13 protein-coding genes and 1 pseudogene are annotated in these 13,343 nt (G+C 65.0%); 10 read left to right on the forward strand and 4 right to left on the reverse strand.

The window, feature by feature from the left end; translation table 11 throughout:
- Positions 1-5: 5 nt before the first annotated feature.
- The 4 genes and pseudogenes from MTX21_RS37925 to MTX21_RS37940 all read left to right on the forward strand — a co-directional run bounded on the left by MTX21_RS37925 (position 6) and on the right by MTX21_RS37940 (position 3,739).
- Positions 6-632: a MarC family protein gene (locus MTX21_RS37925; RefSeq protein WP_280969536.1), complete on the forward strand. Its 627-nt coding sequence runs from the start codon at positions 6-8 to the stop codon at positions 630-632.
- 159 nt (positions 633-791) lie between these two features.
- Positions 792-890, forward strand: a pseudogene (locus MTX21_RS37930) (class II aldolase); the annotation flags it as partial.
- A 33-nt stretch (positions 891-923) separates the two neighbouring features.
- Positions 924-2,711, forward strand: coding sequence for a chloride channel protein (locus tag MTX21_RS37935; RefSeq protein ID WP_280969537.1), 1,788 nt, complete (start codon positions 924-926; stop codon positions 2,709-2,711).
- A 179-nt stretch (positions 2,712-2,890) separates the two neighbouring features.
- A complete protein-coding gene (locus MTX21_RS37940; protein ID WP_280969538.1) occupies positions 2,891-3,739 on the forward strand; it encodes a hypothetical protein in 849 nt (282 codons plus the stop codon).
- A gap of 179 nt (positions 3,740-3,918) precedes the next feature.
- Here MTX21_RS37940 and MTX21_RS37945 read toward each other — a convergent pair whose 3' ends face one another.
- Complete coding sequence (locus tag MTX21_RS37945) at positions 3,919-4,176, reverse strand: DUF2798 domain-containing protein (RefSeq protein WP_280969539.1); 258 nt, start codon at positions 4,174-4,176, stop codon at positions 3,919-3,921.
- Positions 4,177-4,468: 292 nt separating this feature from the next.
- On the opposite strand from MTX21_RS37945, the gene MTX21_RS37950 reads away from it, so the two are divergent.
- Positions 4,469-4,876 (forward strand): hypothetical protein, encoded by a 408-nt coding sequence (locus MTX21_RS37950; protein ID WP_280969540.1) that lies wholly within the window; start codon positions 4,469-4,471, stop codon positions 4,874-4,876.
- A 160-nt stretch (positions 4,877-5,036) separates the two neighbouring features.
- Here MTX21_RS37950 and MTX21_RS37955 read toward each other — a convergent pair whose 3' ends face one another.
- Positions 5,037-5,258 (reverse strand): hypothetical protein, encoded by a 222-nt coding sequence (locus MTX21_RS37955; protein WP_280969541.1) that lies wholly within the window; start codon positions 5,256-5,258, stop codon positions 5,037-5,039.
- A 231-nt stretch (positions 5,259-5,489) separates the two neighbouring features.
- Here MTX21_RS37955 and MTX21_RS37960 point away from each other — a divergent pair, with 231 nt between their 5' ends.
- The 4 genes from MTX21_RS37960 (at position 5,490) to uraD (ending at position 8,097) form a co-directional block, all read left to right on the forward strand.
- A complete protein-coding gene (locus MTX21_RS37960; RefSeq protein ID WP_280969542.1) occupies positions 5,490-5,759 on the forward strand; it encodes a hypothetical protein in 270 nt (89 codons plus the stop codon).
- Between the two features lie 92 nt (positions 5,760-5,851).
- Positions 5,852-6,265 carry a DUF3830 family protein gene (locus tag MTX21_RS37965; RefSeq protein WP_279375997.1) on the forward strand — a complete coding sequence of 138 codons (414 nt, stop codon included), beginning with the start codon at positions 5,852-5,854 and terminating at the stop codon, positions 6,263-6,265.
- Positions 6,266-7,198: an allantoinase PuuE gene (gene puuE / locus MTX21_RS37970; protein ID WP_280969543.1), complete on the forward strand. Its 933-nt coding sequence runs from the start codon at positions 6,266-6,268 to the stop codon at positions 7,196-7,198.
- Between the two features lie 11 nt (positions 7,199-7,209).
- Positions 7,210-8,097 (forward strand): 2-oxo-4-hydroxy-4-carboxy-5-ureidoimidazoline decarboxylase, encoded by an 888-nt coding sequence (uraD, locus tag MTX21_RS37975; RefSeq protein ID WP_280969544.1) that lies wholly within the window; start codon positions 7,210-7,212, stop codon positions 8,095-8,097.
- A gap of 182 nt (positions 8,098-8,279) precedes the next feature.
- Here uraD and MTX21_RS37980 read toward each other — a convergent pair whose 3' ends face one another.
- Positions 8,280-11,000 (reverse strand): molybdopterin cofactor-binding domain-containing protein, encoded by a 2,721-nt coding sequence (locus tag MTX21_RS37980; RefSeq protein WP_280969545.1) that lies wholly within the window; start codon positions 10,998-11,000, stop codon positions 8,280-8,282.
- Complete coding sequence (locus tag MTX21_RS37985) at positions 10,997-11,824, reverse strand: FAD binding domain-containing protein (protein WP_280969546.1); 828 nt, start codon at positions 11,822-11,824, stop codon at positions 10,997-10,999. Before MTX21_RS37985 ends, MTX21_RS37980 begins: the two co-directional genes overlap by 4 nt.
- A gap of 151 nt (positions 11,825-11,975) precedes the next feature.
- Between MTX21_RS37985 and MTX21_RS37990 the strand changes: the two genes are divergently transcribed.
- Complete coding sequence (locus MTX21_RS37990) at positions 11,976-13,325, forward strand: 8-oxoguanine deaminase (protein WP_280969547.1); 1,350 nt, start codon at positions 11,976-11,978, stop codon at positions 13,323-13,325.
- The last annotated feature ends 18 nt before the right edge of the window (positions 13,326-13,343 follow it).

Consider the following 13,343-nt stretch of genomic DNA (forward strand, 5'->3'; position numbering starts at 1 on the left):
GACACATGCTCGACTTCGCCCTGTCCGCCTTCGTGACGCTGCTGCTGGTGGTCGATCCCGTCGGCCTTGCGCCGGCTTTCCTCGCCGCGACCGGGGGCATGCCGGACAAAATCAAGCGGACTATCGCGCTGCGCGCCCCGTTGATCGCGGCGTCGATCCTGGTGGTGATCGCGCTGGTCGGAAACTGGCTGCTGCGCCAGCTCGGGATTGGCATCCCCGCATTCCAGATCGCCGGCGGGCTGCTCTTGTTCGGCGTCTCCTACCAGATGATCTTCGGCGACCGTCCGCATCGCGAGGCGCGCGAGGCGGACAAGGCGCTCTCCGAGCATGCCTCCGACGTCGCGGTGTTTCCGCTCGCCATCCCCATGATGGCCGGGCCGGGCGCGATCGCGACCACGCTGCTGCTGGCGGGCGATGCCGGCTACGGAGCCAGGCTCGCGCTCATCATCGCGGTCGTGCTCTCGGTGTGCCTGCTCTGCATGCTCTGCTTTGCTTCGGCTTCGCTGATCGCGCGGACGCTCGGGCGCACCGGCAATGCCGTGCTGTCACGCGTGCTCGGCATGCTGCTTGCCGCCTATTCGGTGCAATTCGTCATCAACGGCATTGCGGCTGTCCGGGCGGGTTTGCCCTGATCCTGCGCAAATCTGATAATATATTGATTTTATTGTCTATTTTAACCCATTGCAGTGCCGTCAGCGTGACAATGCGCTGAGCGGTCCGCTTTCTCTTGCACTGCCATATTGCTTTGACGTACTTCCCCTCTACCAAGCGCCCATCGTCGGAAATGCGAGATGTCGATGACAGGAGACGAGCTCGACAAGAGACAGGCCATCATCGACGCCTCCATGAATGCGCTGGGCATCAACCAGGGCACCTCGGGCGATATCAGCCACGGCATGTCCGAAGGCTAGGCGGGGCAGTCGGTGTTCGTGCGGATCAAGCATATCGTCGATCGCAAGGGTTCGAACCGCGTCATGGTTCGCCTGCGCGCGCTGCTGCGCAGCAACGAGTTCTACCTGATCCCGCTCGCGCTCGTGATCGGCACGCTCGCCGGTGCAGTTGTGACGCTGATGGCCGAGATCGCCCAGATCGCCCACGTCCTGATCTATGGCATCCCCGTAGACGTCCGCCTTTCCGCCAACGCCCGTGTCAGCCCTTGGGCGGCGCTGATCGCCCCCGCGCTTGGCGGGCTGTCGCTCGGCATCATGGAATGGTCGCGGCGACGGATGAAGATCTCGAACGCAGTTGACCCGATCGAGGCCAACGCGTTGCGCGGCGGTAATCTCTCGATGCGCGACAGCGTGGTGGTGTCGAGCCAGACGCTGATCTCCAACGGCTGCGGCGCCTCGGTCGGCCTCGAGGCGGGATACACCCAGATCGGCTCCGGCATCGCCTCGCTGCTCGGCAAGTTCTTCAATCTCCGCCGCAACGATTTGCGCCTGATCGTCGGCTGCGGCGCCGCGGCGGCAATCGCGGCGGCGTTCGGCGCGCCGATCACCGGCGCCTTCTATGCCTGCGAACTGATCGTCGGCGTCTACTCGGTCGGCAGCGCAGCGCCGATCCTGGCAGCCTCGCTCGCCGGTGCGCTGACCGCGCAGTGGCTCGGCGGCGCGCCGTACTCTCTCGAAATACCCAAGGTCAGCTCGGTCGGCATCGAGCAATATCTGGCGCTGATCGGACTCGCCCTCGTCACCGGTGGCGTCGGCATCGCCGTGATGCGCTCGTCCCCAAATTTCGAGCGACTGTTCGCCTGGCTGCCGGTCTGGCTGCGCCCGATGATCGGCGGCCTCATCGTCGGCGGCTTTGCGATCGTTACCCCGCAGGTGCTCGCGGCCGGCCATGGCGCCATGGTGCTCGATCTCTTTCACGAGATGACGATCGGCCTGATCGCGCTGATCATTGCCCTGAAACTGACGGCCTGTCTGATCTCGCTGGCGTCGGGCTTCCGCGGCGGCCTGTTCTTCGCTTCGCTGTTCGTCGGAAGCCTGATCGGGAAATTCTTCGCCGCACTGCTGCTGCTGATCAGCCCGAATTTCGCGATCGACCCGCTGGTGGCGATGCTGACGGGCATGGCGACGCTCGGCGTCGCCATCGTCGGCGGGCCGCTGACGATGTCGTTTCTCGTCCTGGAGATGACGCGCAATGTCGACGTCACCGCTGTGGTGCTGGCGGGCTGCATCGTCACCTCGATCTGCGTCCGCTTCATGTTCGGCCATTCCTTCTCGACCTGGCGCCTGCACCTGCGCGGCGAGACCATCCGCAGCGCCAACGATGTCGGCTGGCTGCGCAATCTCACCGTTGAGCGGTTGATGCGCTCCGATGTCGGCAAGGTGCCGTCGAGCACGACCATTGCCGCGACCCGGAGCGAGTTCGCGCTCGGCTCGCGCTCCGGCATCGTCGTCGTCAACAATGCCGACGAATATGTGGGCCTCGTCATGCTGCCCGACCTGTTCTCCAGCGACCTCGACGCTATCGCCGACGACATCCAGGTGGTCGAGCTCGCCCGCTACGTCGACATCGTGCTGATCCCGGAGATGAACGTGAAGTCGGCAATGGCGGTGTTCGACGAAGCCGAGGCCGAGATGCTGGCGGTCGTCGATTCCACCGACAGCCGCAAGGTGGTGGGCTTTTTGACCGAGACCTTCGCCCGCCGTCGCTATGTCGAGGAGATCGACAAGGCCACGCGCGGCGTGCTCGGGGCATTGTCGTAAGCTTTCTGCGGCCTCGAGGATAGGTATCAGGGGAGGGGCGCCGCGACGCTCGTTCGCCCGCTGGCCCCAGACTTTCCATGATGGGGTCTTGCTTTCGACAAATCGCGTTGACGATGATCAGCTAAGCGCAAATGCGACGGACGCCTTCGGGCGACATTGGGCTGGGGCAGGGAGCGCCAATGAATTCCGTAACCACATCGATCGAGCCGCGTGACGCGCTGTCCGCGCGCATGGACGAAGAGCTCACGCACACCTTTGAAAAAATCAAGAGCGTGGATGAACAGATCGCGCGTGCGAGCGAGCAGCTTTCCAGGCTGGAGCGCGACGACGCGCGCAGGCGGCCGCCGCGTGGCCGGCCGGCGCTCCGCGGACTCGTCGGCTTGGCGCTGGCAGCGGGGATTGGCACCGCCGCCTTGATCTCGCAATCATCCTACGGTGATACGGTCAGGCAGATGATCGCGGGTTGGGCACCGCTGCGCGCTGCGACGCCGTCACAGGCTCAAGCAGAACCGGCGCCCGACGCTCAGCCGAGCTCGACTGCTCAGCTTGCCCAGGCGCCGTCGGCATCGCCGCAACCGGCGCCGGCCGCTCAGGACGTGCCGGAGGCGGTCGCGCCGGCCGGGACCACGCTCCCTCCGGAGTTGACGGAGTTGCTCCAGAAAATGGCCAGCGATCTCGCGAACGTGCAGCAAGGCATCGACGAGCTCAAGGCGAGTCAGGCGCAATTGAAAGCGAACCAGGAGCAAATGTCCGTCGACACCGTCAAGCTTGCCGACGAATTGAAGGCGGGGCAGGAGCAAATGGCGCGTCTTGTTGCCAAGACGCCTGACAACAAGGCGCCCGACAACAACGTGCCCGAGACCGCCGCGAAAGCGCCCGACCGACCAAACGCGGGGCAGAAGGCGACCGCAGCACCGGTGCCCGCGCCACGTCCGGCTGCGGCCGCCACGCGCAAGCCGGCAACGCCGTCACCGCATGCCACTATGCGACGGCCGGTGCCGGTGCAGCTCCAATCCGCACAGCAATAGTCGCGATCGATATTCCTTTCGCGCCTCGGCCCCGCTCGGTTTGCGGAGACGAGCGCCCGTGCTCGCAAGCTCATTCCAGCCGCTCCACCTGAAGGAGCGCTGGGATAGCATCGCGATCCAAGGTGTTGAGCTGTCATGAAAGCAGGACGGCGGGCCGCTTCCGGCGCCGTCCGCGCCGGCTATTGGCCTGGTTGAGGTGAGGGCGCGACGAGGCACGCCACGATCCGGCGGACCATAGGCAGGACCACCAGCAGCGTCGGAAAAGCGACCAGCCAGGACAGCGCCCAGGCACCCGGCCAGGTGGCCAGGAAGGCAGGCGTCGGCCCGAGGCTCCTCAGTGTCGAAATGATCGACACCACGGCCGTCATGAGGATGGAAAGCACCAATGGCATCACGATCGGCGCATAGCGCGCCGGCAGTTTGCGAACCGCAATCATCTGTTTCTCTCTGGGGAAAAGGACGCGTCGATCACGTTGAACCCTGAAAAATTGCATCGATCCCGATCGCGTCGGTTGATGCGTTGGTTCACGTGAAACGCTTACGGCGACCGAAAAACGGCGCGGATGTTCATTATCCGCTCAGCTTGACTCGATCAAGCTGGACTTGGTCATTCGGTTTACAATCGTTCAAAGCGCGGCGGATTGCCGCGATGATGAAACCATCTCAATGGTTTGCGCATTAGGTGCAGTTTGCAGGTCTCTGCTTTGGGCGAGAACAGAGGACGGTCAGATGACTGAGAGGTTCGTGAATTCCAAGGTTTGCCGCAACACCGTGCTGGCCGCGTTCGCAAGCCTCGCCCTGGTTGCGGCCTCCGCTTCGCCCTCCGCTGCCGCGCCAACCACGCCGACGGCCAAGGCGGTCGCCGCGACCCCGGCCGCATCCGCGGCGACCGACTTCAGCTCCGCCCGCCGTCACCGCTATTACCGTCGGGGACCAAGTGCCGCGGGACTCGCCTTCATGGGTATGGCAACGGGCCTCATCGCGGGTGCGATCGCCGAGAGCCGTCGCCGCGAGTATTACGAGGATCGCTACTATTACGGTCCGGGCCCAGGTTACTACGGCGGTCCCGCCTATGCTCCGGCCCCATATTACGGAGGACCGCGCTATTATGGCGGTCCGGTCTATCCGGGCTATTGAGTTCGGCCGATGCCCGTTACCTAGGGTGGGTTAGCTTAGTATCACCCACCTCTTTGTTTTCCGCGTCGAGGGTTACTGCTTCCGCCTTCGCTGGTGGAGCTACGGCGGACGTAGTCGGCTAACTCACCCTACGCGTGTGGTGCTGCCATTCCCGCTCACATCACCGTCCCGCTGGCGCCGACATCGCGCCGTTGGCGTAGCGCGACCAGTCGGGTTGGGTCGGCTGTGACGGCCACAGCGCGGCATTGGAGTCGCGCACCGGCTGGGTGATGGGAGCGGGTGTCGCCTTGCGGGTGTGGTGGCGGTCGCTCGCCGCTGCGGCCGTGTGGATCGTGATTGCGGTGATCAGCGTGGCGCTGATGATCGTGAAACTCGTTCGCATCGTCGTTTCTCCCGTAATGACGCTTCGGTTGCGAGCAGATCGTCTCGCACGTGCGTCGTCGCGGCTGAGATGGCGATGCGTCCCGCCGACTATCACGGGTGGCGCCATCACGATGCAGCGAGCAAAGTTTTTGGTCGCGGCTAAATATTCGGCAATCGCACCCGTGCTGTCGATGGACTTGGCCGGCGCAATCCGGTTGAATGGGACGAATTGAGGTTTCGAGCGACAACGATGTCGAGATATCTGCTGGTCCTGCTTTTGATGGCCTCGCCGGCCGCGGCGCAAGTCAAATTGACGCCGAAGAATTCGGCGGCGCGGCCCGATCCTTGCGCCCCGATCGGGCGCACCGCGGACGGCAAGCTGGTCTACGCCATGACATGCGAGAACCTGCCGGCGCCGCCTCCGCAGGCGGAACTGAAGGAGGCGCCGCAGCCGGCCGCTGAGCCGGAGCCGGAGGTGCGGCGAAGCGGGATTTTCGGCTGGTCCTATGACCGCAGATGATGGACCGTGCCACTTGCGCGAGCCCCTCCGGAATGCTCTTTGCTTGCAAGTTCCCATTGGAGGGCCAGCGCCTTCCGACCCAGAGAGATGAGATGAGCAAACTCGTTATCCGCGCCGGCGATTTCACCTTCGATGCCCGCTTCGAGGAGCAGCTTGCGCCCAAGACCGTCGCCGCCTTCCGCAAAGCGATGCCGTTCGAGAGCCACATCATCCATGTGCGCTGGAGCGGCGAGGGCGTGTGGATGCCACTCGGCGATCTCGACTTCGGCGTCGGCTACGAGAACCACACCAGCTATCCGGCGCCCGGTCAGATCATCCTCTATCCCGGTGGCATCAGCGAGACCGAGATCCTGCTCGCCTATGGCGGCGTGCACTTCGCGAGCAAGATGGGCCAGCTCGCCGGCAATCATTTCATCACGCTTACCTCAGGCCTGGAAAATCTCGCCGCGCTCGGCAAGACCGTGCTTTGGAAGGGTGCCCAGCCAATCCGCTTCGAGGAAGTCTGAGTGGCAGACGCCCGCTACCCGCGCGATCTTCGCGGCTATGGCCGCAACCCGCCGCATCCGGACTGGCCGGGCGATGCGCGGGTCGCTGTGCAGTTCGTCGTCAATTTCGAGGAGGGCGGCGAGAACAACATTCTGCACGGCGACCGCGCCTCGGAAGCGTTCCTGTCCGACGTGCTCGGCGCGCAACCCTGGCCGGGCCAGCGCCACGCCAACATCGAATCGATGTTCGAATATGGCTCGCGCGCCGGATTCTGGCGGCTGTGGCGGATGTTCACCGAACGGAAGTGGCCGACGACCGTGTTCGGCGTCGCCACCGCGCTGAAGCGCAACCCGGAAATCGTCGCCGCGATGCAAGAGGCGGGCTGGGACATCGCCAGCCACAGCCTCAAATGGATCGAGCACAAGGACATGACGGAGGCGCAGGAGCGCGCCGAGATCGCGGAAGCGATCCGTGTCCACACCGAGGCCACCGGTTCGCGGCCGCTCGGCTGGTACACCGGGCGCTCCTCGATCAACACCAACCGCCTGTTGATGGAGGAGGGCGGCTTCCTCTATGTCTGCGACTCCTATGCCGACGATCTGCCCTATTGGGTCAAGGGCGCGCACGGCAAGCAGCTCATCATTCCCTACACGTTGGACGCCAACGACATGCGCTTCATCAACGCGCAGGGGTTTGCGGACGGCGAGCAGTTCTTCACCTACCTGAAGGATGCCTTCGACGTGCTCTATGCCGAAGGCGAGACCGCGCCGAAGATGATGTCGGTGGGGCTGCATTGCCGTCTCGCCGGCCGGCCCGGCCGCGCCGCGGGCCTGATCCGCTTTCTCGACTACATCGGCAAACACGACCGTGTCTGGGTGCCGACGCGATTGCAGATCGCGCAGCATTGGCACGACAAGCACGAGAATCTCGCCGAAAGCGCATTCGAGATCTAGGAGAGAAGGCGATGACGCAGGTCGCGCTGCCCGATCTCAATGCCGCGAGCCCAGCCGACTTCGTCGCGGCGCTCGCCAATGTCGTCGAGTATTCACCGTGGATTGCCGAACAAGTGGCCGCGCGCCGTCCGTTCGCCGGCATCCATGAATTGTTCGATGCGATCAAGGTGGCGATCCAGGGTGCCGCGCCCGACGTGCAGCTTGCGCTGATCCGCGCGCATCCCGACCTCGCCGACAAGACCCAGCGTGCGGCGGGGCTCACCGCCGAATCGAACGCCGAGCAGAACAGCGCCGGCCTCGACCGGCTGTCGGAGGCGGAATACGCGGCGTTCGAGCGCGTCAACAATGCCTATCGCGCGAAATTCGGCTTCCCCTATATCGTCTGCGTACGCCGTCACACCAAGGACTCCATCCTGCGCGACTTCGAGACGCGGCTGTCCAACCTTGCCAAGACCGAGACACGCCGTGCGATCGAGGAGATCTGTCGCATCGCCGCGCTGCGGCTCGATCAGCTCGTCGCAGCCGATGACAAGCTCAAGGTGCACGGCCGGCTTTCGACCCACGTGCTGGACAATCACAGCGGCAAGCCCGCTTCCGGCATCGCCGTCGATCTGGTTGAGCTCGCAAGCCTCGGCGAGAGCCGCGTGATCACGCGTGCGGTCACCAACCATGATGGCCGCACCGATGATCCGCTGATCGGTGGCCGCCCGTTGCCGATCGGCCGCTATGAGCTGCGCTTTAGGGTCGGCAAATATTACGGCGAGCGTAACGTGCCGACGTCCGATCCGCCGTTCCTCGACGAGATCCCGCTGCGCTTTGCGATCAGTGAGCCCGAAGGTCACTATCACGTGCCGCTCCTGGTCACCCCCTGGAGTTATGCGACGTATCGCGGGAGTTAGGCGGGATCAACTTACCTCGCACGCTTACGGGGAGAGGGAGCGCAGGGTCGCCGCAGACGCTGCATTGCTTTTTGTCGAGTGCTAAAGCGCGATGAGATTAGGATAAATCGTCATCGCGCTTTAGGCTATTGTTTGAGCATGATCTTTTCGGAAAACCGCTGCACACTTTTCCGGATCATGCTCTAGCCGCCAAACTTCTCGCGCAGCGCCGGGAATAGTCGATCCGGCTTGAACGGCGTCGACGTGAAGCGGATGCCTGTCGCATCGGCGATCGCATTGCCGAGCGCCGCCGCGACGGGGTTGTAGGGGCTCTCGCTCATCGATTTCGCGCCCATCGGCCCGATCGTGTCGGATGTGTCGGCGAAGAGCACCTCGGTGCGCGGGATGTCGGCGAAGGAGGGCAGGTGGTAGTCGCGAAATTTCGGGTTGGTGACGCGGCCATCCATATCGATCACCATCTCCTCAAAGAGCGCAGCGCCAAGCGCTTGCGCCACGCCGCCTTCGACCTGGCCGCGGCACTGCATGGGATTGGCAATGCGGCCTGCGTCTGCTGCCTGGATGCTGCGAAGAATCCTGAGTTCGCCGGTGCCCTTGTTCACGGCCACGCGAAAACCCTGCACGTTGAAGGCAACCGAGCGTGGCGTGCCGGTTGAATTGCCGCTGGCTGCGAGCGGCCGGCCGCGCTCGCGCGCAAGCCGAGCCAGCTCGGTGAACGGTATCCGCCGGACGCCGCTGACGACACACTCGTTCTCGAGTGCGCAGCCTCCGGCATCGCAAAGCCACGCGCCGGCCGCGGCCGCCTTCAGCTCGGTCGCAAGCTGCATGGCCGCCGCATGCGTCGCCTTGCCGGCAACGAAGATGCCGGCGCTGCCATAGGCGCCGGTGTCATGGCCGCCATGGGCGGTGTCGGACTGGCGCAGGCGGATCCTGTCGGCGGTGGTCGCAAGCACTGTGGCCGCGATCTGACGATGCACGGTGCTGGTGCCGTTGCCGAACTCGGCGGTGCCGACGGTGAGATCGAAGCCGCCGTCGTCGTTGAGCGCGACGGTAGCGTCGGCGATGTGACCGGCTGGCGGCACCGTGTCGATCATGGTCAGTGCAATGCCTTCGCCGGTCAGCCACTCCGGCGATAGATCAGGGTTTGGTGCGTCCGCCTGCAGTGCGCGCTCGACGAGGTCGAGGCACTGGTCAAGCCCGTAGGAGCCGTAGAGCACGTCGTGATACTCGGATGGCGGTGGCGACAGCATGGGATCGCCGGGCTTGACGATGTTGCGGCGGCGCATGTCGAAGGGGCTGATGCCGAGCTGTCGCGCCAGCTCGTCAATCGCGGCTTCCACCGCGATCAGTGACTGCGGCAGGCCGTAGCCGCGAAACGCGCCGGCCGGCACCGTGTTGGTGTAGACCGCGACCGCGTCGACCTTCTTGTTTGGGCAGTTGTAGACGCCGAGGCTCTCCGACACCGCGTGGAACAGCACGGGACCTGCGTGATTGCCGTAGGCGCCGGTGTTGGAGAGCACGTCGAGTTGCAACGCGGTCAGCTTGCCGTCCGCGTCGGCGCCGGCCTTGACGTGGATCCGCATCGGGTGCCGCGTCGAGGTTGCGATGAACTGCTCCTCGCGGGTGAGCTCGAGCTTGACAGGGTGCCCGGTCTTCAGCGCAGCGAGTGCCAGAACATCCTCGACGAACATCTCCTGCTTGCCGCCAAAGCCGCCTCCGACGCGTTCGCAGAATACCCGGACCTTGTCGGCAGGAAGACCGAAAATACCCGACAGCGTGCGCCGGGTCAGGAACGGCACCTGGGTCGAGGAGCGGATGTTGAGCACGCCGGCTTCGTCCAGCCAGGCGAGGCCGCCATGAGTCTCCAGCGCCGCGTGCTGCACGCGCTGGGTCGTGAACGTGCCTTCATAGGTCACTGCCGACGCGGCCAGCGCGGCCGCAACGTCGCCGAACTCCGCGTGCCTCTCCGCGACGATATTGCGCTGTGCATCGGCGACGCGATTTGCAGCCGTACGGTCGGGATGGATGATCGGCGCGTCTGGTGCGCTCGCCTGCTCCGGATCAATCACGACGGGCTGGAGGTTGTAGGTAACCTTGAGCCGTCGGCAGCCTTCCTCGGCCGCGGCTTCGCTCTCGGCGATAACGGCGGCGACCTTCTGCCCGATGAAGCGGACGACGTCGTCGAGGACGCGCGTATCGTCCGGGTCCATCCAATCCTTCTCGTGCCGCGCGGTCGAGAACAGCGCCGGCGGCGCATCCTCGTGTGTCAGCACCGCATGTACGCCCGGAACAGCCAGCGCGGCGGACGCGTCGATCGCGGCGATCTTGGCGTGCGCATGCGGGGAGCGGAGCAGCTTGATATGCAGGAGGCCGTCGATCTCGGTGTCGAAGGTGTAGCGCGCCTTGCCGCGCACGATGTCGGGGCCGGCGGGCGCCGGCAGGCTGCGGCCGAACGCGGCGCCGGCGGTCTCATCGACATTGCTCATGCCGAGGAGGGCGTCCTCGATCGAGCGATAGCCGGTGCAGCGGCAGATGTTGCCCTTGAGTGCAGCCCCGAGATCGGTGCGTTGCGCCTGGTTCAGCGAGGCGCATGTGACGATCATGCCGGCGGTACAGAAACCACACTGGAAACCTTGGGCATCGAGGAAGGCCTGCTGCATCGGATGCGTACCATGACCACCGCCAAGTCCCTCGATGGTCGTGATCGCGCGCCCGTCGGCGCGAAAGGCCGGGATCAGGCAGCTATGCACCGGCTCGCCGTCGAGCAGCACGGTGCAGGCGCCGCAATCGCCGGCGTCGCAGCCCTTCTTCACGCCGAACTGACCGAGCTCGCGCAGGAACGTGCGCAGGCACTGGCCGGCGCGCGGCGTCTGCGGAAACGGCTTGCCGTTGATCTCGTAACTCATGGCCGCGCCATCTCCAGCAGTTCGCCGCGGATCTCCTCGGCGAGCCGCAGCGTCATGTGCTTGCGCCAGAACGGCTTGCCGTGGACGTCGGCATGGTACTCTTCGTCGGCGATGTGCTCCGCAATCGCAGCGCGAAGCGCGCTCGCATCGGGCGGCTTCGGAAACGAGAGCTGGATCGGGCGCACCGTTGACGCGGTCACCGTCAGTGTCAGCGTGCCGCCGGCGTCAAGGCTGCCGATCAGAAGCGCCGCCGAACGGCCGACCGGCGTCAGCGAGATCTGGCGAAAGGCCGAACGGCGCTTCAGCGCAGGAAGTGGGATATCGATCTGCCGCAAGAGGTCACCCGCTGTCAGGCGGTTGCGCTGGTCGCCGGTGACGAACTCGACGACGCGAATCTTCTGTTCGCCGCCGCTGGCCTTCCAGATCGTGCAGACGCCGTCGAGCGCGGCGGTGAGTGAGATCATTGGCCCTGCCGGCAGCGACATGCAGAGATTGCCACCGACGGTCGCCGTCTTCCAGATCTTGAAGGAGGCGAGGAAAGCGCGGCAGCATTGGTTGATCAGCGGCGCCGCGATCCAGTCGGGCGGACAGACGAGCGCATCGAGCTGGGCGATGGTGCAGGTGGCGGAGATCGAGAGGTGCGTGTCGGTGACGGTCAGCGCAGGCCATTTCAGGTCGGTGAGATCGATCAACCGCGTGAGGTGGACCTGCGGTTCCGAGAACAGCCACGTGCCGCCTGCGAGCCAAGCATTGCCTGCCGCCCAAACGGGCAGTTGAGCGCGGCTCCTGGGATGGGCCACCGTCGTGATGGTGTTCAAGTCCATGGCTACGCCAGCCTCGACCGGATGCGTTGCTACGTGGGAAAGTCTTGCAAGACCGGCGCCAAGTGGCAACAACAAGTAGCAAGACCAACGCGATTGTGCCTGGCCCCTGGTTTGCAGGCCGGTGATCGGCGGACGTGAGGAGAAACGGATCATGAGCGACACCAAGCCGATCTGGATCAGGGATCCGCTGGCCATCTTCGCCGATAGCGCGGAACGGGGGATCGTGGTCAGGGATGGCCGGATCGTCGAGCTCGTGCCGGCGGGCGGACAGCCTGCCACCGCGGATGTCGCGGCGTTCGACGCTGGCGAGCACGTTGTGTTACCTGGGTTGATCAACACGCATCACCACTTTTACCAGACGCTGACGCGCGCATTGCCGGCGGCGATGGACCGGAAGCTTTTTCCCTGGCTCCAGGCGCTCTATCCGGTGTGGGCGAAGCTGACGCCGGAAGCACTGCAGCTCGGCGTCACCGTGGCGATGTCCGAGCTGCTGCTCTCCGGCTGCACCACCACGACGGATCATCATTACGTGTTCCCCGCGGGGCTCGAAGACGCCGTCGACATCGAAGTCGCGGTCGCCAAGCGGCTCGGCGTGCGGGTGCTGCTCACGCGCGGCTCGATGAACCTGTCGCAGCGCGACGGCGGCCTGCCGCCGGACAGCGTCGTGCAGGACGAGGACACGATTCTGGCGGATAGCGCCCGCGTGGTGGCAAAGCATCACCAGCGCGGCGCGGATGCGATGGTGCAGATCGCGCTGGCGCCATGCTCGCCCTTCTCGGTGACGACGTCCTTGATGCGCGCCACGGCCGACCTTGCCGAGAAGCTCGACGTCCGCCTGCACACCCATCTCGCAGAGACCGAGGACGAGAGCCGGTTCTGCCAGCAAATGTATGGCTGCCGTCCGCTCGATTATCTCGAGCAGTGCGGCTGGCTCAATGCGCGCACCTGGCTCGCCCACGGCATCTTCTTCAACGCCGACGAGATGAAGCGGCTCGGCAGGGCGAAGACGACCATCAGTCATTGCGCTTGCAGCAACCAGCTTCTCGCGTCCGGCTGCTGTCCGGTCTGCGAGATGGAGGAGGCGGGCGTCGGCATTGGGATCGGCGTCGACGGCTCTGCCTCCAACGATGGATCGAATCTGATGCAGGAAGTGCGCGCGGCGTTCCTGCTGCAGCGGGCGCGCTATGGCGTGACCAAGGTCAGCCACAAGGATGCGTTGCGCTGGGTCACCAAGGGTTCGGCGGCGTGCGTCGGTCGTCCGGAACTCGGCGAGATCGCCGTCGACAAGGCGGCCGATCTCGCGCTGTTTAGGCTCGACGAGTTGCGCTTCTCCGGCCACGGCGATCCCTTGGCCGCGCTCGTGCTGTGCGGCGCGCACCGCGCCGACCGGGTGATGGTCGCCGGCAAATGGGCGGTGGTCGACGGTGTGATCCCGGGATTGGATGTGGCGGATCTCATCCGCCGCCACAGCTCCGCCGCGCGGGCGATGCAAGCAGGATAATGATGCAAGCAGGATAAT

Origin of the sequence: Bradyrhizobium sp. ISRA430, assembly GCF_029909975.1 — a bacterium.
GTDB lineage: Bacteria > Pseudomonadota > Alphaproteobacteria > Rhizobiales > Xanthobacteraceae > Bradyrhizobium.

Coding starts and splice junctions, on each gene's coding strand:
- MTX21_RS37925 (WP_280969536.1), top strand. CDS start 6: ATGCTCGACTTCGCCCTGTCCGCCTTCGTGACGCTGCTGCTGGTGGTC.
- MTX21_RS37955 (WP_280969541.1), bottom strand. CDS start 5,258: ATGCGAACGAGTTTCACGATCATCAGCGCCACGCTGATCACCGCAATC.
- MTX21_RS37945 (WP_280969539.1), bottom strand. CDS start 4,176: ATGATTGCGGTTCGCAAACTGCCGGCGCGCTATGCGCCGATCGTGATG.
- MTX21_RS37940 (WP_280969538.1), top strand. CDS start 2,891: ATGAATTCCGTAACCACATCGATCGAGCCGCGTGACGCGCTGTCCGCG.
- uraD (WP_280969544.1), top strand. CDS start 7,210: ATGACGCAGGTCGCGCTGCCCGATCTCAATGCCGCGAGCCCAGCCGAC.
- MTX21_RS37980 (WP_280969545.1), bottom strand. CDS start 11,000: ATGAGTTACGAGATCAACGGCAAGCCGTTTCCGCAGACGCCGCGCGCC.
- MTX21_RS37960 (WP_280969542.1), top strand. CDS start 5,490: ATGTCGAGATATCTGCTGGTCCTGCTTTTGATGGCCTCGCCGGCCGCG.
- MTX21_RS37985 (WP_280969546.1), bottom strand. CDS start 11,824: ATGGACTTGAACACCATCACGACGGTGGCCCATCCCAGGAGCCGCGCT.
- MTX21_RS37950 (WP_280969540.1), top strand. CDS start 4,469: ATGACTGAGAGGTTCGTGAATTCCAAGGTTTGCCGCAACACCGTGCTG.
- MTX21_RS37990 (WP_280969547.1), top strand. CDS start 11,976: ATGAGCGACACCAAGCCGATCTGGATCAGGGATCCGCTGGCCATCTTC.
- MTX21_RS37965 (WP_279375997.1), top strand. CDS start 5,852: ATGAGCAAACTCGTTATCCGCGCCGGCGATTTCACCTTCGATGCCCGC.